This window comes from Ruegeria sp. HKCCA0370, from assembly GCF_013033705.1.
Taxonomy (GTDB): Bacteria; Pseudomonadota; Alphaproteobacteria; order Rhodobacterales; family Rhodobacteraceae; genus Ruegeria.
This window is the reverse complement of the sequence record NZ_WQEP01000002.1, coordinates 344476-366347: the sequence shown is the minus strand read 5'-3', so window position 1 is coordinate 366347 and position 21872 is coordinate 344476. Positions and strand designations below refer to the sequence as shown.

The 21872-nt window shown below is 58.5% G+C and carries 27 protein-coding genes; 15 read left to right on the top strand and 12 right to left on the bottom strand.

The features are described from left to right. The first annotated feature begins 4 nt into the window (after positions 1–4). Positions 5–523, top strand: coding sequence for a GNAT family N-acetyltransferase (locus GOW31_RS08150; RefSeq protein ID WP_171169160.1), 519 nt, complete (start codon positions 5–7; stop codon positions 521–523). A gap of 2 nt (positions 524–525) precedes the next feature. Here GOW31_RS08150 and GOW31_RS08145 read toward each other — a convergent pair whose 3' ends face one another. After that, positions 526–1908, bottom strand: coding sequence for a multicopper oxidase family protein (locus tag GOW31_RS08145; protein WP_171169158.1), 1383 nt, complete (start codon positions 1906–1908; stop codon positions 526–528). Between the two features lie 159 nt (positions 1909–2067). On the opposite strand from GOW31_RS08145, the gene era reads away from it, so the two are divergent. From era to GOW31_RS08130, 3 genes are all read left to right on the top strand, one after another. Then, a complete protein-coding gene (gene era / locus GOW31_RS08140) occupies positions 2068–2976 on the top strand; it encodes a GTPase Era (RefSeq protein WP_171169156.1) in 909 nt (302 codons plus the stop codon). Next, on the top strand, positions 2973–3302 hold the full coding sequence (locus GOW31_RS08135; protein WP_152457087.1) for a DUF1491 family protein: 330 nt from the start codon (positions 2973–2975) through the stop codon (positions 3300–3302). The genes era and GOW31_RS08135 overlap by 4 nt, the downstream gene beginning before the upstream one ends. A 110-nt stretch (positions 3303–3412) precedes the next feature. Continuing rightward, the gene (locus GOW31_RS08130; RefSeq protein ID WP_152457088.1) at positions 3413–3736 is read left to right on the top strand and encodes a SemiSWEET transporter; all 324 of its coding nucleotides are present in this window, start codon (positions 3413–3415) and stop codon (positions 3734–3736) included. Between the two features lie 56 nt (positions 3737–3792). Here the strand turns inward: GOW31_RS08130 and GOW31_RS08125 are convergent, their stop codons facing one another. Both GOW31_RS08125 and GOW31_RS08120 read right to left on the bottom strand, forming a co-directional pair. Next, the gene (locus tag GOW31_RS08125) at positions 3793–4182 is read right to left on the bottom strand and encodes a VOC family protein (protein ID WP_152457089.1); all 390 of its coding nucleotides are present in this window, start codon (positions 4180–4182) and stop codon (positions 3793–3795) included. A 290-nt stretch (positions 4183–4472) separates the two neighbouring features. Further along, a complete protein-coding gene (locus GOW31_RS08120) occupies positions 4473–4724 on the bottom strand; it encodes a hypothetical protein (protein WP_152457090.1) in 252 nt (83 codons plus the stop codon). 194 nt (positions 4725–4918) lie between these two features. Between GOW31_RS08120 and recO the strand changes: the two genes are divergently transcribed. Next, positions 4919–5644, top strand: coding sequence for a DNA repair protein RecO (gene recO, locus GOW31_RS08115; RefSeq protein WP_171169330.1), 726 nt, complete (start codon positions 4919–4921; stop codon positions 5642–5644). On the opposite strand, the gene GOW31_RS08110 is transcribed toward recO, so the two are convergent. From GOW31_RS08110 to GOW31_RS08100, 3 genes are all read right to left on the bottom strand, one after another. After that, a complete protein-coding gene (locus GOW31_RS08110) occupies positions 5628–6020 on the bottom strand; it encodes an META domain-containing protein (protein WP_171120247.1) in 393 nt (130 codons plus the stop codon). The genes recO and GOW31_RS08110 overlap by 17 nt on opposite strands. 40 nt (positions 6021–6060) lie before the next feature. Beyond that, positions 6061–6615, bottom strand: coding sequence for a hypothetical protein (locus GOW31_RS08105; protein ID WP_171169154.1), 555 nt, complete (start codon positions 6613–6615; stop codon positions 6061–6063). Positions 6616–6864: 249 nt separating this feature from the next. Next, positions 6865–8556 (bottom strand): acyl-CoA dehydrogenase family protein, encoded by a 1692-nt coding sequence (locus tag GOW31_RS08100; protein WP_171169152.1) that lies wholly within the window; start codon positions 8554–8556, stop codon positions 6865–6867. Between the two features lie 144 nt (positions 8557–8700). On the opposite strand from GOW31_RS08100, the gene GOW31_RS08095 reads away from it, so the two are divergent. Then, entirely contained in the window at positions 8701–9465 is a 765-nt protein-coding gene (locus tag GOW31_RS08095) for a sulfite exporter TauE/SafE family protein (RefSeq protein WP_171169150.1), read from the top strand. 4 nt (positions 9466–9469) lie between these two features. Here GOW31_RS08095 and GOW31_RS08090 read toward each other — a convergent pair whose 3' ends face one another. From GOW31_RS08090 to GOW31_RS08080, 3 genes are all read right to left on the bottom strand, one after another. Further along, complete coding sequence (locus GOW31_RS08090; RefSeq protein ID WP_367397137.1) at positions 9470–10024, bottom strand: hypothetical protein; 555 nt, start codon at positions 10022–10024, stop codon at positions 9470–9472. 24 nt (positions 10025–10048) lie between these two features. After that, a complete protein-coding gene (locus GOW31_RS08085; protein WP_152457096.1) occupies positions 10049–10339 on the bottom strand; it encodes a hypothetical protein in 291 nt (96 codons plus the stop codon). 359 nt (positions 10340–10698) lie between these two features. After that, positions 10699–12297, bottom strand: a complete 1599-nt coding sequence (locus GOW31_RS08080; protein WP_152457097.1) for a phosphoenolpyruvate carboxykinase — start codon at positions 12295–12297, stop codon at positions 10699–10701. On the opposite strand from GOW31_RS08080, the gene GOW31_RS08075 reads away from it, so the two are divergent. From GOW31_RS08075 to GOW31_RS08040, 8 genes are read left to right on the top strand one after another with little or no spacing between them, the layout of a single operon-like run. Continuing rightward, positions 12296–12619: a hypothetical protein gene (locus GOW31_RS08075; RefSeq protein ID WP_171169149.1), complete on the top strand. Its 324-nt coding sequence runs from the start codon at positions 12296–12298 to the stop codon at positions 12617–12619. The two genes, GOW31_RS08080 and GOW31_RS08075, sit on opposite strands and share 2 nt — an antisense overlap. Before the next feature lie 21 nt (positions 12620–12640). Continuing rightward, the gene (locus GOW31_RS08070; protein ID WP_171169148.1) at positions 12641–13345 is read left to right on the top strand and encodes a response regulator transcription factor; all 705 of its coding nucleotides are present in this window, start codon (positions 12641–12643) and stop codon (positions 13343–13345) included. 32 nt (positions 13346–13377) lie between these two features. After that, entirely contained in the window at positions 13378–15096 is a 1719-nt protein-coding gene (locus GOW31_RS08065) for a sensor histidine kinase (RefSeq protein ID WP_171169146.1), read from the top strand. Positions 15097–15100: 4 nt separating this feature from the next. Continuing rightward, the gene (locus GOW31_RS08060; RefSeq protein WP_171169143.1) at positions 15101–15571 is read left to right on the top strand and encodes an HPr kinase/phosphorylase; all 471 of its coding nucleotides are present in this window, start codon (positions 15101–15103) and stop codon (positions 15569–15571) included. Beyond that, on the top strand, positions 15556–16449 hold the full coding sequence (gene rapZ, locus GOW31_RS08055; RefSeq protein WP_254441660.1) for an RNase adapter RapZ: 894 nt from the start codon (positions 15556–15558) through the stop codon (positions 16447–16449). Before GOW31_RS08060 ends, rapZ begins: the two co-directional genes overlap by 16 nt. Then, positions 16446–16838 (top strand): PTS sugar transporter subunit IIA, encoded by a 393-nt coding sequence (locus GOW31_RS08050; protein ID WP_152457103.1) that lies wholly within the window; start codon positions 16446–16448, stop codon positions 16836–16838. Before rapZ ends, GOW31_RS08050 begins: the two co-directional genes overlap by 4 nt. A gap of 16 nt (positions 16839–16854) precedes the next feature. Continuing rightward, entirely contained in the window at positions 16855–17124 is a 270-nt protein-coding gene (locus GOW31_RS08045) for an HPr family phosphocarrier protein (RefSeq protein WP_152457104.1), read from the top strand. A gap of 39 nt (positions 17125–17163) precedes the next feature. After that, complete coding sequence (locus GOW31_RS08040; protein ID WP_171169141.1) at positions 17164–18063, top strand: lysophospholipid acyltransferase family protein; 900 nt, start codon at positions 17164–17166, stop codon at positions 18061–18063. A gap of 75 nt (positions 18064–18138) precedes the next feature. On the opposite strand, the gene GOW31_RS08035 is transcribed toward GOW31_RS08040, so the two are convergent. Continuing rightward, complete coding sequence (locus GOW31_RS08035; RefSeq protein ID WP_152457106.1) at positions 18139–19014, bottom strand: 3-hydroxybutyryl-CoA dehydrogenase; 876 nt, start codon at positions 19012–19014, stop codon at positions 18139–18141. 163 nt (positions 19015–19177) lie between these two features. Between GOW31_RS08035 and GOW31_RS08030 the strand changes: the two genes are divergently transcribed. Then, a complete protein-coding gene (locus GOW31_RS08030) occupies positions 19178–19981 on the top strand; it encodes a DUF6473 family protein (RefSeq protein WP_253282629.1) in 804 nt (267 codons plus the stop codon). A 50-nt stretch (positions 19982–20031) separates the two neighbouring features. Here the strand turns inward: GOW31_RS08030 and GOW31_RS08025 are convergent, their stop codons facing one another. Both GOW31_RS08025 and GOW31_RS08020 read right to left on the bottom strand, forming a co-directional pair. After that, complete coding sequence (locus tag GOW31_RS08025) at positions 20032–20961, bottom strand: electron transfer flavoprotein subunit alpha/FixB family protein (protein ID WP_152457107.1); 930 nt, start codon at positions 20959–20961, stop codon at positions 20032–20034. Next, entirely contained in the window at positions 20961–21719 is a 759-nt protein-coding gene (locus tag GOW31_RS08020) for an electron transfer flavoprotein subunit beta/FixA family protein (protein ID WP_171169139.1), read from the bottom strand. The genes GOW31_RS08025 and GOW31_RS08020 overlap by 1 nt, the downstream gene beginning before the upstream one ends. Between the last annotated feature and the right edge of the window lie 153 nt (positions 21720–21872).

Here is a 21872-nt window from a genome sequence, read left to right as displayed (position 1 = left end):
GTACATGCGGCTCAGACCAGCCCGGAAATCGGACGCCGCCAGCCTGGCGGCGCTGTCGATCGAAGTCTGGATTAGCACCTATCTGCGCCATGGCGTGAGCGCCTTCTTCGCCGAGTTTGCACTGTCCGAGTTCACCACTGCACGGTTCGAAGCGCTGCTTGAAGAAGGCAAGGACCTTCTGATTGTTTCGGAAAACCGCGATGGCATAGATGGGTACATTCGGTTGGCAGAGGGCGGTCCCGCCCCGATCGACGGGCTGTCCGATCTTGAGATCGTGACCTTTTACGTGCAGCCGCGTCACCACGGAAAGGGCATCGGGTCAGCTTTGTTGCAGGTGGCCATCGACCATTGCCGCAACAAAGGCCGCACCGAAATTTGGCTGACGACCAATTCCGAAAACGCTCCGGCCATCGATTTCTACCTGTCCAAAGGTTTCCGTCAGGTCGGCGTCACGGATTTCCGTATCGCGAACCAAGCCTATCCGAACCACGTTCTCGCGTTGAACCTGCCACCTCAGGGCTAGCGTCAAATCACCCGGATGAACCCGGTCAGCCCGGTTTTCTGGTGTTCGATCACGTGGCAATGAAACGCCCAGTCGCCGGGATTGTCCGCGACCAGCGCGATGTCGACGGTCTCGTCTTTCAGCAAAAGCATGGTATCGGACAGCAACGGTGGCAGTTTGCGCAGGTTCGACGTCAGCGGAACGAAGGCCAGCCCGTGCAGGTGGATCGGGTGCAGATTGGGCGATTCATTGCGCAGTCGCAGAACATAGCTCTTGCCTCGTTGCAGTACAGCCAGGGGCCCGGTTCCCTGCGCCGCATCGCCCGGCCAGGGCGTGCGGTTGATCGACCAGAAACTATAGCCCAAAGACCCGCAGAACCCGTCATTCGGGGCGCCGCCTTCCGGGGTCCAGCCGAACACGAGCTCATGCAACTCGGCCTGATCAAGATCAGGGCGCGCGACAGGGTTTGCCGGCAATGGGCGCAGCTCTCGCAGATCACGCGCAATGGAGTGTCCCGTGGCCCGCAGCCGGACCATGGCGCGGTGTTTCTGCCCAGGAAACTTTGCCATCAGCAGGGCTGATTGCCCTTCGTCGTCCGGCATCCGAACGGCCAAATCCACCCGTTGACCCGGGGCCAGCAAGAGCGGCTGGGCTGCTGTGGGCCGTGTCACGTCTGTTTCTACCGGATGTCCGTCCCATGCGATGATACGGGTCTGGGCCCCTTCGGGATGCAAGTTGTAGATACGGGTCGTGTCCGTGTTGACCACCCGTACGCGCACTAGGCTGCCCGCGGCGTGGTCATATACTGCCTCGCTCTGCCAATTGGCGGTCTGCACGTTGCCGAACGTGCCGGCCCGCGCCGCGCCGCGGGCGGTATAGGCCGGCAGAAACGCGTCGTCTTCGTCCAGCCGGAAATCCCGCAGATTGATCACCTGTTCGCTGTCGAATCCCGGGTCTTCCGGTTCGGCAATCACCATCACACCGGTCAGCCCGCGGGCCATCTGGTCCATCGTCATGCAATGGGGATGATACCAATACGTGCCCGCATCCGGCGGCGTGAGTTCATAGGTAAAGCTCTCGTTCTCGCCGATGGGCATCTGGGTCAGATAGGGCACACCGTCCATTTTGTTGCGGATGCGCAGCCCGTGCCAATGCATCGCAGTATAATCGGGCAGGGTATTGCGCACCGTCAGACGCAATGTTTCGCCCTGGCGCCCGTAAAGAACCGGAGGCGGCGCATCCGGTGACAGGCTGACCATCCCCGTGGTCAGCTGACCACGCAACCGATAGCTGGCAGGTTGCACCACCAGTTCCCGAACGGGATCGCTGGCCGCCAGAGACAACCCTCCCAAACCCAAAGCACCGGCGGCGGCGCTGCTTCCAAGAAGAAACTCGCGACGTTTCATGAGAACCTCACTGAACGGATCTGATGCCGGGCTGGGATTGGCTGGGCGTCTGCGTCCATCTGACATCGAAACCGCATGGCCGCAATGCGACAAATCCCTCTGGCCCGTCGAAGCTTTCTGCTATAGGGGTGCGCACTTGCAAACAGGATCGCCAGACTCATGACCACACGCGCCGGATTTATCGCCCTGATCGGAGAGCCCAATGCGGGCAAGTCAACCCTGCTGAACCGCATGGTCGGGGCCAAGGTTTCGATCGTGACGCATAAGGTGCAGACCACCCGCGCGCGTATCCGCGGCGTGGCGATGGAGGGCGACGCGCAGCTGGTTTTCGTCGACACGCCGGGGCTGTTCAAACCCCGCCGCCGCCTGGATCGCGCCATGGTCGCCGCCGCATGGGGCGGGGCCGCGGATGCCGACATCGTTGTGCTTATGGTCGAGGCGCATCGTGGCATTACTGAAGGTGTCGAGCGCATCCTCGAAGGTCTCGAAGAGATCGGGCAAGGCCGCACGATCGCGTTGGCCATCAACAAGATCGACAAGGTGCCGTCCGAGAAGCTGCTGGCGCTGACCAGTGACCTGAACGCACGCTATCCGTTTGCCGAAACCTTCATGATCTCTGCTGAAAAGGGACACGGCGTCGAGGACCTGCGCAAATGGCTGGCCTCTGAATTGCCTGAAGGTCCCTGGCTCTATCCCGAAGACCAGATCGCCGATCTGCCCCTGCGCATGATCGCCGCCGAAATGACGCGCGAGAAGCTGACCCTGCGCCTGCATCAGGAATTGCCCTATCAACTGACCGTTGAGACCGAAAATTGGGAAGAGCGCAAAGACGGCTCTGCCAAGATCGATCAGGTCATCTATGTCATGCGCGACGGCCACAAAGGCATCGTGCTGGGCAAAAAGGGTGAGACGATCAAAGCCGTCAGCCAGGCCGCGCGCGCCGAACTGGAAGAGTTCCTCGACCGCAGGATCCACCTGTTCCTGCAAGTGAAGGTCCGGCCCAATTGGCTGGAAGAATCCGAGCGGTATTCGGAAATGGGGCTGGATTTCAAAGACGGAAACGCATGACGCGGCTGACGGCGGAATTCTGGGTTCACGCCTATCTGGCGCGGCTGCGATTTCAGGATATCCCGGCCTATGTGGTGGCCCATGGCGATGACACCGCAGGCGCAGTTCTGGTCAAGCTGAACACACTGGACGGGCAGGCCGTTGCCTTCCAACGCAGCTTTGATCTGATGAGTGGCGAACGGAAATGGGTCGAACTCTCGTCCGGTCTTGAAGGTGACGTGGACCAAGCAATCCAGCGCCAACGCAGCTTTGACCCCGACCTCTGGGTGATCGAGGTCGAAGACCGTCAGGGGCGGCACCTGCTGGGCGAAGAAGGGCTGGAGTGACCAGTACTGAAGGGTCTTTGACGCAGAGACCAAAATGACTATTTTACCCCGGCAATTACACTGGCAGGGCTGGCTTGCCCTGTGGACAGGCGCAACCAAGAGGTGCTTTCGTGGCTGAAACGCTTGCTGAGAAACTGGAAAAATCGGAACTCGGCCACTGGATGCAGCGGTTCGAAAGCTTCATGGTCTTTGTCGGGGTTGTTGGTCCTTTTGCCACGCTTCCGCAACTGGTCAAGCTCTACTTTACCCATTCAGAACACGCTACTGGTCAGTCGCTTCTGTCCTGGTCGCTTTATGCCGGGCTGTCCTTCCTGTGGTTTGCGTATGGTCTGGTGGTGGGCAAGTTGCCCATCTATGTGGGCAACGGTATCTCGATGGTGCTGAACCTGCTGATGGTCATAGGAATTCTGGTTCATGCGGGTGTGACGTTCTGAACTTCACGCTGGCTTGGGTCTTTCTTGTTCGCGGTCGCAGACGATGCTCGGGTCCATCAATCCGCGTCGCCAAAATAGACAAAGCTCATCTTGTTCCCGTCAGGGTCGCGTGCGTAGGCACCAAAAAAGTTTGGGCCATATTGGGGGCGGTCCCCCGGATCACCTTCGTTTGTTCCGCCATTTGCAAGCGCGGCCGCGTGCGCATCACGCACTTCTTCTGTGCTTTGGCACAACAGGCCAACCATGTTTCCGTTGCCGATTGTCGCGTCTTTTTTGTCGAACGGTGTCGCGACCCATATGCATCCGCCGCCGCGCAGCTCATAGCATACAGCATGCGGCATATACTCGGCGACGACCTTTCCGCCGATCCGGGGCATAACCGCGTCGTAATAGCTGCGTGCCTTGGCAACGTCGTTGGAACCGATCATGACGTAATTAAGAGACATTTTGGGAATCCCGCTTTAGAACATAAGAAGAACATTATGGCCTGAACGGGATTAAAGCAACGCATTCTTTTGCCCGCAGTTGGCGACACCCCGGACGACAGACGGGGTTTCCATCGGCCAAGGGGCAGCAGGCGCGTTCTGGCGGGGCACATTGGTGATCTGAAGAATGGCGGCGGGTTCATGTTGAGGCACAACGGAATCCACCGTGGTCAGGTCTGGTCGCTATATCGTACCGGACCGTTGCAATGAAAAGCCGATGCTCTGCCCTTCAGTCTATGCATGTCTTGGGATCACGCGCCATGTCCGCCGTTCCACCCGTCTTCGTACTCGCCCAACACCCTGGACAGGTGCAGCAGAGACGCAGAAAAGCGTGCGTAGACATCCCTCGACAACATCGGCTTGTTGTCATCCAGCACCTGCACAAGTTCGACGACGGTCGACGCAAACGTCTCATAGACCTGCATGTCTGCCGCCGTTGGGTCCGGTGTCCAGATTTCGCGTTCGTCGTAGTATGTGGCGGGTTTCGGTTCGTCATCGATCATGGTGCGGCCCCTTCTGTTGAAGCGCAGTTGGGGGTCGTAAAAACGCGTACAAGCCGGGTGGCGCGAAGTCACAAAACTATGGCGGCTTCGGAAAAGAACGCGCGCTGAAAAGGGGTTGAAGCACTTCCGCTCTTGCGTGCCAACGTCGCTTGGGATTTTCTGCGAACCAACCAAACCAGCAACAGGGTCAGGTTTTGGACTGGCGCGATCACGGAATACTCCTGACATTACGCCGCCATGGTGAAACAGCGGCGATCATCGAGGTCTTTACCGAAGGCCACGGGCGTCACGCCGGCGTGGTGCGTGGCGGGACCAGCCGCAAGATCGCGCCGATCCTGCAACCTGGGGCGCAACTGGACGTGCTGTGGCGCGCGCGGCTGGAAGAACATATCGGCACCTTTCAGGTCGAACCCCTGCGGTCCCGCGCGGCAGCCGCGTTTTCAGGTCGGCTGGCACTGTCTGGGCTGAACGCGGTTGTTTCGCTGTTGTCCTTTTGTCTGCCCGAACGGGAACCACACCCCGCGCTTTATTCCCGGACGGAACAGTTGATGGATCTGTTGGGGCAGGATGAAGTCTGGCCTCTGGCCTATCTGCGATGGGAGCTCGCGTTGCTTGACGAACTTGGCTTTGGCCTTGATCTGACCGCCTGCGCCGTGACTGGTGTGACCGAAGGATTGATCTATGTATCCCCCAAAACAGGCCGTTCCGTCAGCGCCAATGGCGCCGGGGAATGGGCGGACAAGCTGTTGCCCCTGCCGCCTTGTCTGCGAGGTGAAGGCACTGCGCCCGATGCCGAGGTCGCAGAGGCCCTGCGCACGACCGGATATTTTCTGGAGCACCGCGTTGCTCCGTCTTTGGGGCATAATCCGCTGCCCGAAGCGCGGGCCCGGTTCGTGGATCAGGTCACTCGGCGGCTGTGAACACCATCTCGTGCCCGTCCTCATTGCGCAGGATCAGCACATTGCCTGACACCTCGGATTGGGTCATGGCCATGAGGGCGGCAAAGTAGAACCCTTCCGCTTCGAGCCCCGCGCAGGCGGCGCGCGTCGCGTTGAGGTTCTGAACCTCAAACCACGGGTAGGGCGCGTTGAGTGTTCCGTCATAGCTGTTGCACGGAGCGTTCCCGGTAATCCTGCCTTCTTCGGGAAACCGCAGCAGAGCGCTCGCCTCATAGGGCTGACCATCGATCTCCCTCAGAACCCAGGTCTGGTCCGCCGCACCATAGGCGGCGACGGTTTCGTCCTTCTCGCATTGGAACAGTGCCAACAAGGGCAGGGTCAGGATCAGGCGAGTCATGGCTGGGTCTTAGCGCATAGGGGATGTTGTTGGAACCGGATCAGTAGGGAAGAGACCCGTTCAGCAGTTGCGCACGCACTTCCTGCCGGGGTTTCCAGTTATAGCGCGTATCTTCACGCACCGGCGCCCAGAACAACGCGCCACTGTTGCGCCAGGGATCAAGAATAATGCCGTCATACATCGAATCCCCCTTGGCGCTGATCAATGCCGAATGGTGGATGATGCGAAAAGACGTCGGCGGCGACGTGGCCCAGTGCAGATCCAATGTTCGGAAGTTTTCCTGCCGCAGCCGCTTGGTCATGGCTTCTGCCCAATCGTTGCACAGCCCCTTTTCGCGGAACCCGTTGATGACCTTGGCGTTGTGGATGATGGCGGGGTCGGTGACATTCCAATCCCGCGCCAACTGCTGCGAGTAGGAATAGGCGATGGTGGCCGCTCTCTGAGCCTCGGCCGGATCGACATCCGGCCCGAGCATTCGGATCGACTGGGCAAGCGCTTCGACATCGCTCTGATCGGCCGTTGGCGCAGGGGTGGTGCAGCCCGCAAGAACGAGCACCGCCAGAGTGGCGCAAAGTGCAAAGAAGGATCGGGTCATGCGATGTACCAGGTGCTGATCGGGTTTCGGTCGGGTCAATCTGACGCTCTAACGGCGAATGGGCCGGGATCAAAGGGGAAGTTTGGATTGCTGCGGACACGGTTCGCCGTTGCCCTGCCGGTCAGAGATGCAAAAATGGTCCGTACAAAACGGAAGGTCCGTGGGTAGGAGGCGTACAAAACCTCAAAAACCAAGAAAAAGACCCGGCGCAATGGCCGGGTCAGTTGGGGAAACGGGCGCCGGTTCCGGTCACCCGAGCAGACGTCGTGCGATGACCTGTGCCTGGATCTCGGCCGCCCCTTCGAAAATGTTGAGAATGCGCGCGTCGCACAGAACGCGGCTGATCTTGTATTCCAGTGCAAAGCCGTTCCCGCCGTGGATTTGCAGCCCGTTATCGGCGGCTGCCCAGGCCACACGGGCGCCCAGCAGTTTGGCCATGCCCGCCTCAAGATCACAGCGTTGGCCGTGGTCTTTTTCCCACGCGCTGAAATAGGTCAGCTGGCGCGCGATCATGATCTCGACCGCCATCATTGCCAGCTTGCCCGAGACACGCGGGAAGTTGATCAGCGATTTGCCGAATTGCTTGCGGTCGATGGCATATTGCATGGCGATATCCAGCGCGCTTTGCGCCACGCCGATGGCGCGCGCGGCGGTCTGGATGCGGGCACTTTCAAAGGTTTCCATCAGCTGTTTGAAACCCTTGCCTTCTTCACCGCCCAGCAGGTTTTCACCCTTGACGTGGAAGCCGTCAAAGCCCAGCTCGTATTCCTTCATGCCGCGATAGCCCAGAACCTCGATCTCACCCCCGGTCATGCCGGGGGTGGGGAAGGGATTGTCGTCCGTGCCGGGCGTCTTTTCCGCCAGGAACATGGACAGGCCGCGGTGATCGGTGCTGTCGGGATCGGTCCGCGCCAGCAAAGTCATGACATGGGTCCGCGCGGCGTGGGTGATCCAGGTCTTGTTGCCGGTGATCCGGTAATCACCGTTCTCGTCCTTCACGGCACGGGTCCGCAGGCTACCAAGATCCGAGCCGGTGTTGGGTTCAGTGAAGACAGCCGTCGGCAGAATTTCGGCGCTGGCCAGTTTTGGCAGCCAGTTGGCCTTTTGCTCGTCCGTGCCGCCGGCGATGATCAACTCGGCCGCGATTTCCGAACGGGTGCCCAGCGAGCCCACGCCGATATAGCCACGCGACAGTTCTTCGGAAACGACGCACATGGATGCTTTGGACAGTCCGAAACCGCCAAACTCTTCCGGGATGGTCAGCCCGAAAACGCCCATTTCCGCCAGTTCTTCGATGATTTCCAGCGGGATCAGCTCATCCTTGAGGTGCCATTCATGGGCGTACGGTTCGACCTTTTCCTGCGCATAGCGGCGGAACTGGTCGCGGATCATTTCCAGTTCTTCGTCCAGGCCCGACGCGCCGAACATGGTGGCGCCGGCCTGATCCTGCATCAGCTCGACCAAACGGCTGCGTGCGGCTTGTGAATTTGCCTGCGCCATCAAGGTCTGTACTTCGGACGACTGAAAGCCCGACAGCGCATCCCAGCCGAGGCCCATATCCTGAAGGCGCACGACTTCGCCCTGGTTCATCGGGATGCCACCAGCGACCTGATGCAGGTACTCGCCAACGGCTATCTGGTGAAGCAACTGCTCGAGTTCGCCGAACTTGCCTTCGGCCTGAAGTGCTTCGGCCCAGCGCTGCATCTGTTGCAGCGACTGGTTGTACGTGGCCAGCCATGCCAGTCCATGCGCGGCGGTCTGGTTTGCCTCGATCAAAGCACCAGAGATACGGCCATCCGCCGAGACCATGCCGCGCACGGATTCACGGGCTTTTTCAAAAACGGCTGCTACCGCGGGTACGGCAGCCCGGGTCAAGTTCAGAAGATCGGGCAAAACTGCAGCAGTTGTCATCTCGGTCATATCCTGTCCGTCGTGGGCCATGAATCGCGTCCTTTCCTCGGTCGTCTGGTCATATCATGCTGCACGTGCAGCGCAACAAAAATACTTATTACGCTGCGAAAAAGTTCAAATATTACCCCAACATTTTTGCAATGCAGAAGAAAATCCAGATGATATCTAGGGGACATGACCCTGTTTTCCATTCTTTCCCCGCAGGAACTGCTGATGGCCATGGCAATCGCGTTTGCCTCTGGATGGGTCAAAGGCATGGTTGGTTTCGCGATGCCCATGATTTTGGTATCAGGGTTGAATTCATTTCTGCCGCCGGATCTGACCCTGGCGGGACTTATTCTGCCGACGCTGGTGACCAATGGGCTGCAGGCCCTACGCGGTGGCCGTGTCGCCGCGATCGCCTCGATTCGGCGCTTTCGGGTTTTCCTTGTTGTTGGCGGTCTTCTTCTGCTGCTCAGCGCACAGTTGGTCGCATTGATCCCGGGGTCTGTCTTTCTGGTTCTGATGGGCGGCTTTGTGTCAGTTTTTGCGCTGTTACAAGTTCTGGGGTTCAGAATGGCGCTGAACCAACCCTCGACCGCAGTCGAGGCTGTGGTAGGTGGCGTGGCGGGGTTTGTCGGCGGCATGTCAGGAGTTTGGGGGCCTCCGACAGTTGCCTATCTGACGGCGCTGAACACCCCCAAGACCGAACAGATTCGAATTCAGGGTGTAATCTACGGTTTGGGGGCGGTTTTGTTGCTGGTCGCACATCTTGGATCAGGCATTCTGTACGCAGAAACACTTGAGTTTTCGGCAGCCCTGATCGTTCCGGCCCTGGCCGGGATGTGGATAGGCATGAAGCTGCAGGACCGTATTGATCAGGCAAGTTTTCGCAAAGCGACCTTGTTCGTTTTGCTGATTGCGGGCCTGAACCTGCTTCGACGCGGTTTGGTGGGGTAACGCGTCAACTCGGCCGCTTGTCGGCGAGCCGAAAAGCAAAATACAGGCCTAGCATCAGGAAGAACAAACCCGAGATATCGCCGATCAGGAATGCGATATATTCCACCGTCGCGCTGCCAAAAGCCAGGTTGGTCAACCCGGAGACAAGGAAGGACGTTACGATTCCGACGCCCATCACACATATCCAACAGGGTTTGCGATCCGGACGGGGAAACAGATCCCACCCGATTGCCTTCAGAAGATAAAACACGGTCGGGACCGTCAGAACCGCAATCGCCATGGCCATCAGGCGGCTGGGCAGGAGCACATCCGTTCCACCCAAATAGGCAAAAACGATGAACACGCCGGGCAATAATGCGAAAACGGCGCGCCACCCCAACAGCCAGGCTGTCAGAACTCGCACGCCATGCGGCAGAAACAACAGGCTCGCGCGGCTTGGGTATTCCGGGAAAAACACGTTCTGCAACGGCATCAGGACGGCGAATGTAAGGAACGACGCCAGCACATAGGCCAAAGAGGCCAAAAGCGTTTCAGTAGCCCACCCGCGCAAAGTTATCACGGCCTCTTGCGCGGGTGGATCGCATCATTTGGGTGCATGAACGATGTACCGTCCCCGGTTGGCGCTGCCGCTTTGAGAAAGATAGCCTTTTTCGACCAGCGATTTCAGCGCGCGAAAGAATGTTGGGCGCGAAACACTTTGAACCAACGTGTGCTCGATCAAACCGAATGTGCGCACTTCCTGATCGGACTTGGAAAGCTCTTCGGCGGCATAGTAGATGTCGCGTTCAACCGGAGATAGTTTCTCCAAGCCTAATGTACGCTCCATGCTTTGCATCAGCTTGCGCAGTTCGGTGAGTTTCGAGATCTCAGTCATAATGTTACCTATCGTTTGCCGTGTCATTTGCCGCCTAATTGCGACTGTTTGAGCCATGCTGAATGACGCGCAAGTCAGCAAGTCTCGTATTGACACTCATCCCCTCTCGCTTAGACTAGGTGACTGATTAGGATTGCTCAATCCAGCGTTGTGAGTGTGCGCACATGAGCGACTCCCAATCTAATTTCAGTCAGTACCCGGCGCAAAAGTGCCGGGTTTTTTCGTCTTAGCGATTATCAGGGCTAGCGCAAATTGCATTTTGAAACAACGCAATTGTATGTGCTTTTTGCGACAAACAACCTTAGCAAGAAGTACAGTGGGTGAAATAAAAAAGGGGCGCTGTGGCCCCTCTTCCTGTCTTATCCGATTGCGACGGCTTTGATGTCGTCGTCGATGAAGGGCAGATATTGTTCAAAGTTCTCGGCAAACATCTGCACCAGTTTTTCGGCCTGTTTGTCGAAGGCTGCCTGATCGTCCCAGGTACGGCGCGGGTCCAGCAGAACTTCGGCAACCCCCGGGACAGAGACTGGAACGTCAAAGCCGAAATTGGCATCCTTGCGGAACTCGGCGTCGCGCAGAGACCCTTCCAGAGCGGCGGTCAGCAAGGCGCGTGTCGCACGGATCGGCATCCGGCTGCCCACGCCATAGGCGCCGCCGGTCCAGCCGGTGTTCACAAGCCAGCAGGTCGCGCCGTGCTGGGCGATCTTGTCCCGCAACAGGTTGCCGTATTCCTCAGGGCGACGGGGCATGAACGGCGCGCCGAAACAGGTCGAGAATGTCGGCTGCGGCTCGGTGATGCCGCGTTCGGTCCCGGCCACTTTTGACGTGAAACCCGACAGGAAGTGATACATGGCCTGGGCCGGCGTCAGCCGCGCGATCGGTGGCAGAACGCCAAATGCATCGCAGGTCAGCATGATGATATTCTTCGGGTGACCACCCAATGCGCTTTTGGATGCGTTCGAGATATACTCGAGCGGATAGGCGCAGCGCATGTTGGCGGTCAGCGAGTCATCGTCGAAATCCAGTTCCTTGGTTTCGGGATCAAAGACCATGTTTTCGATCACGGTTCCGAACTTCGAAGTGGTGGCATAGATTTCCGGCTCTGCCTCGGCATTCAGGTTGATGGTCTTGGCATAGCAACCGCCCTCGAAGTTGAAGGTACCGCGATCAGACCAGCCGTGCTCGTCATCCCCGATCAGTATGCGCGAAGGATCTGCGGACAAGGTGGTCTTTCCGGTGCCGGACAGGCCAAAGAACACGGCCGTATCGACCGGGTTGCCAACAGCATGGTTTGCCGAACAGTGCATCGGCATCACGCCTTTTTCAGGAAGCATGTAGTTCAGCAGGGTGAAAACGGACTTCTTGTTTTCACCGGCATATTCAGTGCCGCCGATCAGGATCAGTTTGCGGTCGAAGTTCATCGCGATCACGGTCTCGCTGCGGCAACCGTGCTTTGCCGGGTCGGCCTGAAAGCTGGGGCAGTTGATGACGGTGAAATCGGCCGTGAACTCATCCAGGTCTTCGCGGTCCGGGCGACGCAGCAGGTGGCGGATGAACAGGTTGTGCCACGCCAGTTCGGTAATCATTCGTACATTGATTGCGTAAGCCGGGTCCGCGCCACCGACGAGGTCCTGTACGAAATAGTCGCGGCCTTTCATGTGGGCCAGCATGTCTTCGTACAGTGCGTCAAAGCCCTCGGGGCTCATTTCGGCATTGTTTTCCCACCAGATGGTTTCGGCAACGCTGTCGGTCTTGACGACGTGTTTGTCCTTGGGCGACCGGCCGGTGAACTTTCCTGTGGTAACTAGGAACGCTCCACCATTGCCAAGTGTGCCTTCGCCGCGCTTCAGCGCCTCTTCGATCAGCGCCGGTTCCATGAAGTTGTAATAGACATTGCCCAGACCCTCGATGCCCTGATCTTCGAGGCGGAATTGCGGGTTAACCCGTCCAGATGTCATGTGTGTCTTCTCCTGTGGCGGCGCGAAGGTCGTTGGCCGTTGCGCCTTTGGGGCAGTGAGCCGGGAAAACCGGCGGCTGAGCGCGTCTTATCACGGTCGTTCATGGCATGAACAGGCGGGTTTGACGCAGTTAGCGCAACCAAGTTCGGGTTTAGCGCCATCAGAAATTCAATGTCGGAAAAGCGGGCAGATTTTTGCGGGCATCAAGGCAAATTTGCCGCAGACCTGCCGCAACAAAGGCATGATTCGCAGTTACGGATTGATTCGGCGTCTTAAAACCGCCAACAATGCCTTACAAATAAGCGAATTATTGCGCGAGTGAGCAGGAATAGGGGTGAGCCCGATGTCAAAGATTGCACTTGTGGATGACGATAGAAACATTCTTACGTCTGTATCCATGACCCTCGAAGCCGAAGGTTTCGAGGTTGAAACATATAATGATGGCCAGGCCGCGTTGGATGCGTTCAACAAGAAACTGCCGGACATGGCTGTTCTGGATATTAAGATGCCGCGGATGGACGGCATGGATCTGTTGCAACGGCTGCGTCAGAAGACGCAGATGCCGGTGATCTTCCTGACCTCGAAAGACGATGAGATCGACGAGGTACTGGGCCTGCGCATGGGCGCGGATGACTATGTAAAGAAGCCTTTTTCGCAGCGTTTGCTGGTCGAGCGCATTCGGGCCTTGCTGCGCCGCCAAGAGGCGACAAGCGGCGATGCGGTCGCATCCAACAGCAATGACACCAAAGTCATGGAACGCGGCGACCTGAGAATGGATCCGCTGCGCCATGCGGTCAGCTGGAAAGGCAATGATGTGTCCCTGACCGTGACCGAGTTCCTGCTGCTTCAGGCCCTGGCCCAACGTCCGGGATTCGTCAAAAGCCGCGACCAGTTGATGGATGTCGCCTATGATGATCAGGTCTATGTGGATGACCGGACGATCGACAGCCACATAAAGCGTCTGCGGAAAAAGATGCGCGCGGCTGATCCCGAGTTCTCGGCGATTGAGACCTTGTATGGTATCGGTTACCGGTACAACGAAGAATAGGCGCGGCCGCCTGCAAGAGGTAATGGGGTCTCGTGCGCGACACCGAACAAGCCAGCGAATTGCGCGACGGTGACGTCGTTCTTGGGGATGACTGGGTCATTCCCCAAGACCCCGAGTCAGCGGAGCTGAGGGAAAAGCGATCCCGGAGGAACCTGTTTTCTCTGCGTGGTTCACCTCTGGCGCGCAAAATCATCACGTTCAACTTGATCGCTCTGGTGATTCTGGTCACTGGGTTGCTGTATCTGGACGACTCGCGAAAAGAGAAGGTTCAGCAGACCGCCCGCAATCTGCTGGGCGATGCGCAACTTGTCAGCAACGTTTTTGAAACCCGGTTGCGTCAGGGCGTACAGCAAACCGGGCAGAATGCCGGGAACCTGGACGTCAAGGATACCTTGTCTGGCCTCACCTTGCCCGAAGGGGGCGAGGTTTTTGTTTATGACGCCAGTGGCACGCTGATCGGCTGGACACGTGGTGCCCCGCAAGCCTCTGACATGCCGGTTCTTCTGCAATCCGAGGCCGAGATGCAGACCGGCAGTACGGTGATCAGCGACACGCTGAATGCCGTCTGGACGGGTTTGTCAAACCTGCTCAACTGGTCGACTGAAACCGAGGCACCGACGTTGGCGCAGCGTGTTCAGACCATTATTCCACAAGCGATTGCCGGTCAAAGTCAGGTGCAGGCGGTACAGGATGGCGCGGGTGAGACGGTCATCGTGGCTGCCGCACCAATTCTTTATCAGGATGTACCCGCCGGCGCGGTGGCGATTACCGGCCCGGCTGGTGAAATCGACGCGCTTGCCCGCCGCGAGCAGGAGCGCATTCTTCAGATGTTTGTCGTGGCGCTGCTGGTTTCCGTGGGCCTCAGCCTTGTCCTGGCCTCGACCATTGCCAACCCGCTGGCCGATCTGGCATCCGCGGCAGAGATGGGCAAAGACCGGGGCACGGGTGTCAATCCCGGGCGCATTCGCATTCCCGACCTCAGCGCCCGTCCTGATGAAATCGGACGCCTCAGCCGCGCTTTGCGGGGTATGGTGACCGCGCTCTACAACCGGATCGACGCAAACGAACAGTTTGCCGCCGATGTTGCCCATGAAATCAAAAACCCGCTGGCCAGCCTGCAATCCGCCGTGGGAACGCTGCGGATGGTCAAGCGCGAGGATCAGCGCGACAAGCTGCTGGACGTGATCGAGCATGACGTACGGCGTCTGGACCGGCTGGTCAGCGACATATCAAATGCGTCGCGTCTGGATGCGGAACTGGTCAAGGAAGAAGAGCAGCCCTTTGACCTGCTCAAGCTGCTGGGCAATCTCGGCCAGTATCTGGGTGAAGATGCACGCTCCAAGGGCATCGATTACATTACGGATCTGCCCTCTGAGCCAATTGTGATCAACGGGCTGGAAGCGCGTCTTGCGCAGGTCTTTGTCAATCTGATCACCAACGCCATTTCGTTCTGCGAGGAAAATGACGCAATTCGCGTCTGGGTCCGGCAGCGGGACAACCGCGTGCTGGTTGTTGTCGAAGACACCGGCCCGGGGATTCCCGAACAGGCGCTTACCAAAGTGTTCAAGCGTTTCTACTCGCAGCGTCCGGCGGAACATTTCGGCAATAATTCTGGCCTCGGCTTGGCGATCTCCAAGCAGATTGTCGAAGCCCATGGCGGGGTGATCTGGGCTGAGAACATCCGCCCGACAGAGGCCGATATCACATCGGATCCGCTGGGTGCCCGCTTTGTCGTGGGGTTGCCCGTCTAAATCCATGCATATTGATTCGTTGTCACTCGCGAAAGATCAGGACAGCGCCTGTGTTCATGCCTCCTGCGTTTCGGTTGCCGGACGCGGGCTTTTGATCATCGGTGCGTCCGGCACAGGGAAGTCCGGGCTGGCGTTGCAAATGATGGCGTTCGGCGCGAAATTGGTCGCCGATGACCGCGTCAATCTAGAGATGCGGCAGAATCGGGTGATCGCCTCGGCCGTATCGCAGATACGCGGCTTGATCGAGGCGCGCCAAATTGGCCTGGTCAAAGCCGAACCCAGTGGTCCGGTTCCGCTGGGTTACGTTGTGGATCTGGATCAGCCAGAGCCCGAGCGTCTGCCCGACCCTTTGACGGTTTCCGTGCTGAGGCAAACTGTTCCCTTGCTTCGGGGCGCGGGCGTGCCCAACTTGGCTGTAGCGATGATGCAGCTTCTAGGAAATGAGCGCGTAAACCCGGAATGGCCGATTACATGACATCGCCAAGGCGGATCGTACTTGTCACGGGGCCCTCCGGGGCAGGAAGATCCACGGCCATTCATGTGCTGGAAGATCTAGGCTTTGAAGCCATCGACAATCTGCCGATGGGTCTTTTGTCGCGCTTGCTCGACAGCGCTGACAGCGACCGTCCGATGGCATTGGGTATAGATGCCCGCAACCGGGATTTCTCGACGATCGGTTTCATAGAATTGGCTGAAAAGCTGGGCCGCTTGGCGCAGGTCGATCTGACGGTTCTGTATCTGGATTGCAGTGATGATGTTCTGGTGCGCAGGTTTTCAGAAACCCGAAGGCGGCATCCCGTCGCCAAGAATGCCAGCCCGGAAACCGGCGTTCAGCGCGAAAAAGAGCTGCTGGCGCCGATACGTGAGATTGCGGATACGCTGATCGACACCAGCCTTCTGAACGTGCATCAGCTGCGGGAAGAGGTCGAGCACTGGTTCGCCCCGCAAGGCGGGCGGCATCTGGCGGTTTCCATCGAATCCTTTTCTTACAAACGCGGTCTGCCGCGCGGATTGGACATGGTGTTCGATTGCAGATTTCTAGCGAATCCATACTGGCGCCCGGAATTTCGCGCAGCGGATGGTCGAAACCCTGACGTTGCGCACTATGTGCAATCAGACGCTAACTACTTACCGTTTTTTGAACGTGTGCTGGACTTGCTGACCCTGTTGCTGCCGGCCTTTCGGGCCGAGGGCAAAGCGCATCTTTCCGTGGCGTTTGGGTGCACAGGGGGCCAGCACAGATCAGTTGCCCTGGCAGAGGCCGTTGCAAAGGCCCTTGCGGAAGATGGGCAGCAGGTGGCAATTAGGCATCGCGAGATGGAACGTCGGTCGTTGAATGTGAGGTCGGATTGATCGGAATTGTGATCGTTGCACATGGTGGGTTGGCTCAGGAATACCTGGCCGCCACACAACACGTGGTCGGACCACAGGCCAGCCTCGTGGCGGTCGCGATTGAGGCTGACCATGACCGGGACGAAAAACAGGCCGAAATCTGCCGTGCCGCTGACGAAGTGGACACCGGCGATGGTGTCGTTGTTGTCACCGACCTCTTTGGCGGAAGCCCCTCGAATCTCAGCCTGCGTGCCTGCGCGCCTCAGGACCGGCGTATTCTGTATGGGGCAAACCTGCCGATGCTGATCAAATTGGCCAAAAGTCGCCACTTGCCCATTGGTGATGCCGTCCGTCAGGCAATGGAGGCTGGACGGAAGTACATCAATGCTCAGAATGTGACATTGGATTAAAAACGGATTATTGAATATGACGAGCCGAAGCCTGAAAATTATCAATGAAAAGGGCCTGCATGCACGCGCCTCGGCAAAGCTGGTTGAGGTTGTAGAGGGGTTCGATGCACATGCTGAGGTGTCAAAAGACGGACTTTCTGCATCAGGCGACAGCATCATGGGCCTTTTGATGTTGGCAGCATCGCGCGGAACAACTATTGACGTCGAGACGTCCGGGCCGGATGCTGAGGCATTGGCAGAAGCTCTGGAAACGCTTGTGAACGACAAGTTCGGAGAGGGGTTCTAAGCCACCCCGCCGGGACAGGAAGAACGGGAAGACCAGGAATTGGCGGAAACGACGCACGAGACCAAGACAAACCCGGTGGTGGATGGGACCACAGATCAGGGTGAGATCTACGACCGTAGAACGCTGACCTATGCGAATTCATTCGACGATGCCTGGACAGCGACCGCCATTCGGGCCATCGAGTGGTGCACAGGCAAGCTGACCATTTTGCGCATGGTCAACAAGTTCGAAAAAAAGAACGAATACTATCGCGGCCAGCGGTTCTGGGGCGGTGCCCTCAAGACTATGGGAATCGACCTGACCACACCGCAGGAACAGATTGACCGCATTCCCAAGACCGGCCCGGTTGTCGTCGTCGCTAACCACCCGCACGGTATGGTCGATGGCATGATTCTGGCGGAACTGATCGGCCGGGTACGCAGCGATTACCGCATCCTGACCCGTTCGGTCCTGACAGGGCTGGACGAAGCGGCCACGTCATTCATGATCCCGGTTCCGTTCCCACATGACCCCGAGGCGCAGGCCAAGATGCTGGAAATGCGCGGCAAAGCCATGGAGCATCTCAAAAACGGCGGCGTTGTGGCGCTGTTCCCATCCGGTGTTGTGATGTCCTCGGATGATTGGTTCGGACCTGCGATCGAGCGGGAATGGAACGTGTTCACCGCCAAGATGATCCGCCGTTCGGGCGCGCGCGTGGTGCCGATTTTCTTTCCGGGCTGCAATTCACGCTGGTATCAGATCGCCAACCGTGTCTCTGCAATTCTACGGCAGGGATTGTTGCTGCATGAGATCGTCCGATCCTGCAACAAACCCCAGTCGCCGGTGATCGGCGAACCGATTTCGGACCACGATATGGAGTTGCTGGAGCGCGATCCGCGCGGTTTCATGGCCTGGCTCAGAAATCACACCATGTCTCTGGGTAGGTCGGAGCAGACCTGATCCGCGTCTTCATCTGGCCAAAAATATTCCGGGGGTGAGCCCGGACAAAGTCCGGGCGAGGGGGGCTGGCCCCCTTCAGCGTGTCGGTACCGGAACTTCCCCACGATAATCATAAAAACCGCGCTCGGTCTTGCGCCCCAGCCACCCGGCCTCGACATATTTCGTCAGTAGAGGGCAGGGACGATATTTGGTATCGGCCAACCCGTCATGCAGCACGTTCATGATCGCCAGACAGGTATCCAACCCGATGAAGTCCGCCAGCTCCAGCGGGCCCATGGGATGATTCGCCCCAAGTTTCATTGACTGGTCGATGGATTGAACGTTCCCCACACCTTCATAGAGTGTGTAGACCGCCTCGTTGATCATGGGCATCAGGATCCGGTTCACGATAAAGGCCGGGAAGTCCTCGGCGCTGGCCGCCGTTTTGCCCAACCGATCCACCACCGCTTTGCAGGCGTTGAAAGTTTCTTCATCCGTGGCGATGCCGCGGATCAATTCCACCAGTTGCATAACAGGGACAGGGTTCATGAAATGAAAACCCATGAATCGTTCGGGCCGATCCGTGCGGCTTGCCAGACGGGTGATGGAAATCGAGGATGTATTTGACGTCAGAATCGTATGCGGCAGCAGGTGCGGTTGGAGGTCCTCGAAAATCGCCTGCTTGATCGTTTCCCGCTCGGTTGCCGCCTCGATAACCAGATCGGTTTGACCCAGTTTCGGCAGATCAAGCGTGGTCGTAATCCGTTTCAGCGCAGCCTTCATCGCCTCGTCGGTGATTTTGCCACGCGACGCCTGCCGCGCCAGGTTACCTTCGATCGTGGCAATGGCGTTTTCCAGAGCATCCTGGCTGACATCGTTCAGCAAGACGTCGTATCCCGCCAACGCCATAACATGGGCAATGCCGTTGCCCATTTGCCCCGCGCCAATCACCCCGACCGATTTAACTTCCATGTTCAGCTGCCTTTGCCCTGTAGGATACCGCGACAGTATCGGCAGACCGGGGCAGGCGGCAAGAGGATCAAGGCGGTCAATTTCGCTTCAAATGCGCGCATTAGGAAAATCTCAATATCTATGACCACAAGATGGCACCGGGTGAGAAAACGGGGGGCTTAATATGAGCTTTCATCAGACAAACAGCGGTAGGGAGTCCACCTGCCAGTATGCCAATTCGAAACTTTGGTTCCGGGGTCCACCCGGCACGTTGGATCAGCCCTATGTGGCCTGTCTGGGAGGAGAGGAAACTTTTGGCAGATTCGTCGATTACCCGTTTCCTGCCGTGCTTGAGAAGCGATTGGGAAAGCCATGCGTCAACTTCGGCAGCCTTTTTTGCGGAGTCGAAGCGTTGTCCACTGATCCGGGGGTGCTGAATCTGGTCAATCAGTCAGACCTATGCGTGTTGCAGGTGCCCGATCTTCTGCGCCAATCGAACCGGTTTTACCGCGTACACCCGCGTCGCAACGATCGGTTCCTTGAACCCACCGCAGACTTGCTGGGGCTGTACCCGGATGTTGACTTCACGGAAATCCATTTTGTGCGCCATTTGTTGGAGCAGCTGAGCGCAACAGAAGACGCACGTTTCGAACTCGTAGCGCAGGAATTGCGAGAGGTCTGGATACGCGCCACCGGTGACTTGATAGAACGGCTCGAACCCGGCGTGGTTCTGCTTTGGCTGCATGTGCAGCGGCAAACCGGATCGCATGTCGACCATATCGTGCCCGACGCCGCCATGATCGAACAGCTGCGCCCGCTATACGCTGATGTCGTCGAGGTTTCGGTCGCTGTATCCGCTCGATCGGATGCTCTCGAAGACGTAATGTTCGGGACGCTTCAGCAGCCGATTGCGGAACATATGATCGGCCCGTCCGCGCATCGAGAAATTGCCGAACACCTGCTGATCGCCTTGCGGAACCTGAACTGAAAAAGGCCCGCCTGTTGGCGGGCCTTTGCGGATCAATCCGGATATCCGGTTCAGCCGAGCTTTTCGGTCAGTTCCGGCACGGCCTGGAACAGGTCTGCGACCAGGCCGAAATCGGCGACCTGGAAGATCGGCGCCTCTTCGTCTTTGTTGATAGCCACGATTACCTTCGAGTCCTTCATGCCGGCCAGGTGCTGGATCGCGCCCGAAATACCGACGGCGACATACAGATCCGGGGCAACAACCTTGCCGGTCTGACCCACCTGCCAGTCGTTCGGCGCATAGCCCGAGTCAACGGCCGCACGCGACGCACCAACCGCCGCACCCAGCTTGTCGGCCAGCGTTTCGATCAGTTTGAAGTCCTCTTCTGAGCCGACACCACGGCCGCCCGAAACAACGACGCCAGCCGAGGTCAGCTCTGGACGGTCGCTTTCCGCCACCTTGTCCTCGACCCATTCGGACAGGCCGGGGTTTTCGCCGACCGACACTGTCTCAACCGCGGCCGAGCCGCCTTCGCCGGCGGCGTCAAAGCTGGCGGTCCGGATGGTGACGACCTTCTTGGCGTCGTTCGACTTGACGGTCTGGATCGCGTTGCCCGCGTAGATCGGGCGCTCGAAGGTCGAGCCGTCAACCACGCCGGAGGCATCCGAGATCACCATCACGTCCAGCAGGGCTGCAACGCGGGGCATCACGTTCTTGGCGTCGGTGGTGGCCGGTGCCACGATGTGCTCGTAGCCATCGGCCAGGCCCACGATCAGGGCTGCGGTCGATTCCGCCAGGCGGTGGCCCAGCGACGGGTCTTCGGCGACCAGCACCTTGGAGACACCGTCGATCTTGGCTGCGGCCTCACCGGCAGCAGCGGCAGACCCGCCTGCGGCCAGAACGGTTACGTCACCCAGCACTTTCGCGGCGGTCACGGCCTTTGCGGTCGCATCCATCGCCAGTTCGCCGTTGTTCACTTCGGCAAGCAGAAGTACAGCCATTACACAGCCCCCGCTTCTTTGAGTTTCTCGACCAGCTCGTCAACCGAGCCCACGATGATGCCCGCCGCGCGTGCCGGCGGTTCTTCGGTTTTGACGACTTCCAGACGCGGGGTGACGTCGACGCCATAATCGGCGGCGGTTTTCTCGTCCAGCGGCTTTTTCTTCGCCTTCATGATGTTGGGCAGCGAGGCATAGCGCGGCTCGTTCAGGCGCAGGTCCACGGTAATGATGGCCGGCATCTTGACGCTGATGGTCTGCAACCCGCCATCGACCTCGCGGGTGACCTTGGCGGTGTCACCTTCGATGTCCAGCTCGGACGCAAAGGTGCCCTGGGACCAACCCAGCAGGGCCGACAGCATCTGGCCGGTGGCGTTCATGTCGTTGTCGATCGCCTGCTTACCTGCCAGAACAATGCCAGGCTGCTCTTCCTCGACCACTTTGGCCAGGATCTTGGCAACGGCCAGAGGCTCGATATCGGTGTGTACATCGTCAGCCGCCACAACCAGGATTGCGCGGTCGGCACCCATGGCCAGCGCGGTGCGCAAGGTTTCCTGCGCCTGCTTTACGCCGATCGAAACAGCAACGACTTCGTCGGCCTTGCCGGCTTCTTTCAGGCGGATCGCTTCCTCTACTGCAATTTCGTCGAACGGGTTCATCGACATTTTGACATTGGCGAGATCAACACCGCTACCGTCCGCTTTCACGCGGACCTTCACATTGTAGTCAATCACGCGTTTGACAGGCACCAGTACCTTCATTGTAGCGCTTTCTCCTCAAAAAAACGGTAAGCCGCGCAGGCGACTCCACCAATGCTCTCGACCGACTAGATAGCGCCTGCCGCAGTGGCACAACAGAGCAAAATCGTCACGTCATGGCGTCGGGACGTCGCGTTTTGCAATTTTTTTGCCAAG

Excerpts from the sequence above, each read along its gene's own strand:
- GOW31_RS08150 (WP_171169160.1), top strand. The coding sequence starts at position 5 with ATGCGGCTCAGACCAGCCCGGAAATCGGACGCCGCCAGCCTGGCGGCG.
- GOW31_RS08145 (WP_171169158.1), bottom strand. The coding sequence starts at position 1,908 with ATGAAACGTCGCGAGTTTCTTCTTGGAAGCAGCGCCGCCGCCGGTGCT.
- era (WP_171169156.1), top strand. The coding sequence starts at position 2,068 with ATGACCACACGCGCCGGATTTATCGCCCTGATCGGAGAGCCCAATGCG.
- GOW31_RS08135 (WP_152457087.1), top strand. The coding sequence starts at position 2,973 with ATGACGCGGCTGACGGCGGAATTCTGGGTTCACGCCTATCTGGCGCGG.
- GOW31_RS08125 (WP_152457089.1), bottom strand. The coding sequence starts at position 4,182 with ATGTCTCTTAATTACGTCATGATCGGTTCCAACGACGTTGCCAAGGCA.
- GOW31_RS08120 (WP_152457090.1), bottom strand. The coding sequence starts at position 4,724 with ATGATCGATGACGAACCGAAACCCGCCACATACTACGACGAACGCGAA.
- GOW31_RS08110 (WP_171120247.1), bottom strand. The coding sequence starts at position 6,020 with ATGACTCGCCTGATCCTGACCCTGCCCTTGTTGGCACTGTTCCAATGC.
- GOW31_RS08105 (WP_171169154.1), bottom strand. The coding sequence starts at position 6,615 with ATGACCCGATCCTTCTTTGCACTTTGCGCCACTCTGGCGGTGCTCGTT.
- GOW31_RS08100 (WP_171169152.1), bottom strand. The coding sequence starts at position 8,556 with ATGGCCCACGACGGACAGGATATGACCGAGATGACAACTGCTGCAGTT.
- GOW31_RS08095 (WP_171169150.1), top strand. The coding sequence starts at position 8,701 with ATGACCCTGTTTTCCATTCTTTCCCCGCAGGAACTGCTGATGGCCATG.
- GOW31_RS08085 (WP_152457096.1), bottom strand. The coding sequence starts at position 10,339 with ATGACTGAGATCTCGAAACTCACCGAACTGCGCAAGCTGATGCAAAGC.
- GOW31_RS08075 (WP_171169149.1), top strand. The coding sequence starts at position 12,296 with ATGTGTGTCTTCTCCTGTGGCGGCGCGAAGGTCGTTGGCCGTTGCGCC.
- GOW31_RS08080 (WP_152457097.1), bottom strand. The coding sequence starts at position 12,297 with ATGACATCTGGACGGGTTAACCCGCAATTCCGCCTCGAAGATCAGGGC.
- GOW31_RS08070 (WP_171169148.1), top strand. The coding sequence starts at position 12,641 with ATGTCAAAGATTGCACTTGTGGATGACGATAGAAACATTCTTACGTCT.
- GOW31_RS08060 (WP_171169143.1), top strand. The coding sequence starts at position 15,101 with ATGCATATTGATTCGTTGTCACTCGCGAAAGATCAGGACAGCGCCTGT.
- rapZ (WP_254441660.1), top strand. The coding sequence starts at position 15,556 with ATGGCCGATTACATGACATCGCCAAGGCGGATCGTACTTGTCACGGGG.
- GOW31_RS08045 (WP_152457104.1), top strand. The coding sequence starts at position 16,855 with ATGACGAGCCGAAGCCTGAAAATTATCAATGAAAAGGGCCTGCATGCA.
- GOW31_RS08035 (WP_152457106.1), bottom strand. The coding sequence starts at position 19,014 with ATGGAAGTTAAATCGGTCGGGGTGATTGGCGCGGGGCAAATGGGCAAC.
- GOW31_RS08030 (WP_253282629.1), top strand. The coding sequence starts at position 19,178 with ATGAGCTTTCATCAGACAAACAGCGGTAGGGAGTCCACCTGCCAGTAT.
- GOW31_RS08025 (WP_152457107.1), bottom strand. The coding sequence starts at position 20,961 with ATGGCTGTACTTCTGCTTGCCGAAGTGAACAACGGCGAACTGGCGATG.
- GOW31_RS08020 (WP_171169139.1), bottom strand. The coding sequence starts at position 21,719 with ATGAAGGTACTGGTGCCTGTCAAACGCGTGATTGACTACAATGTGAAG.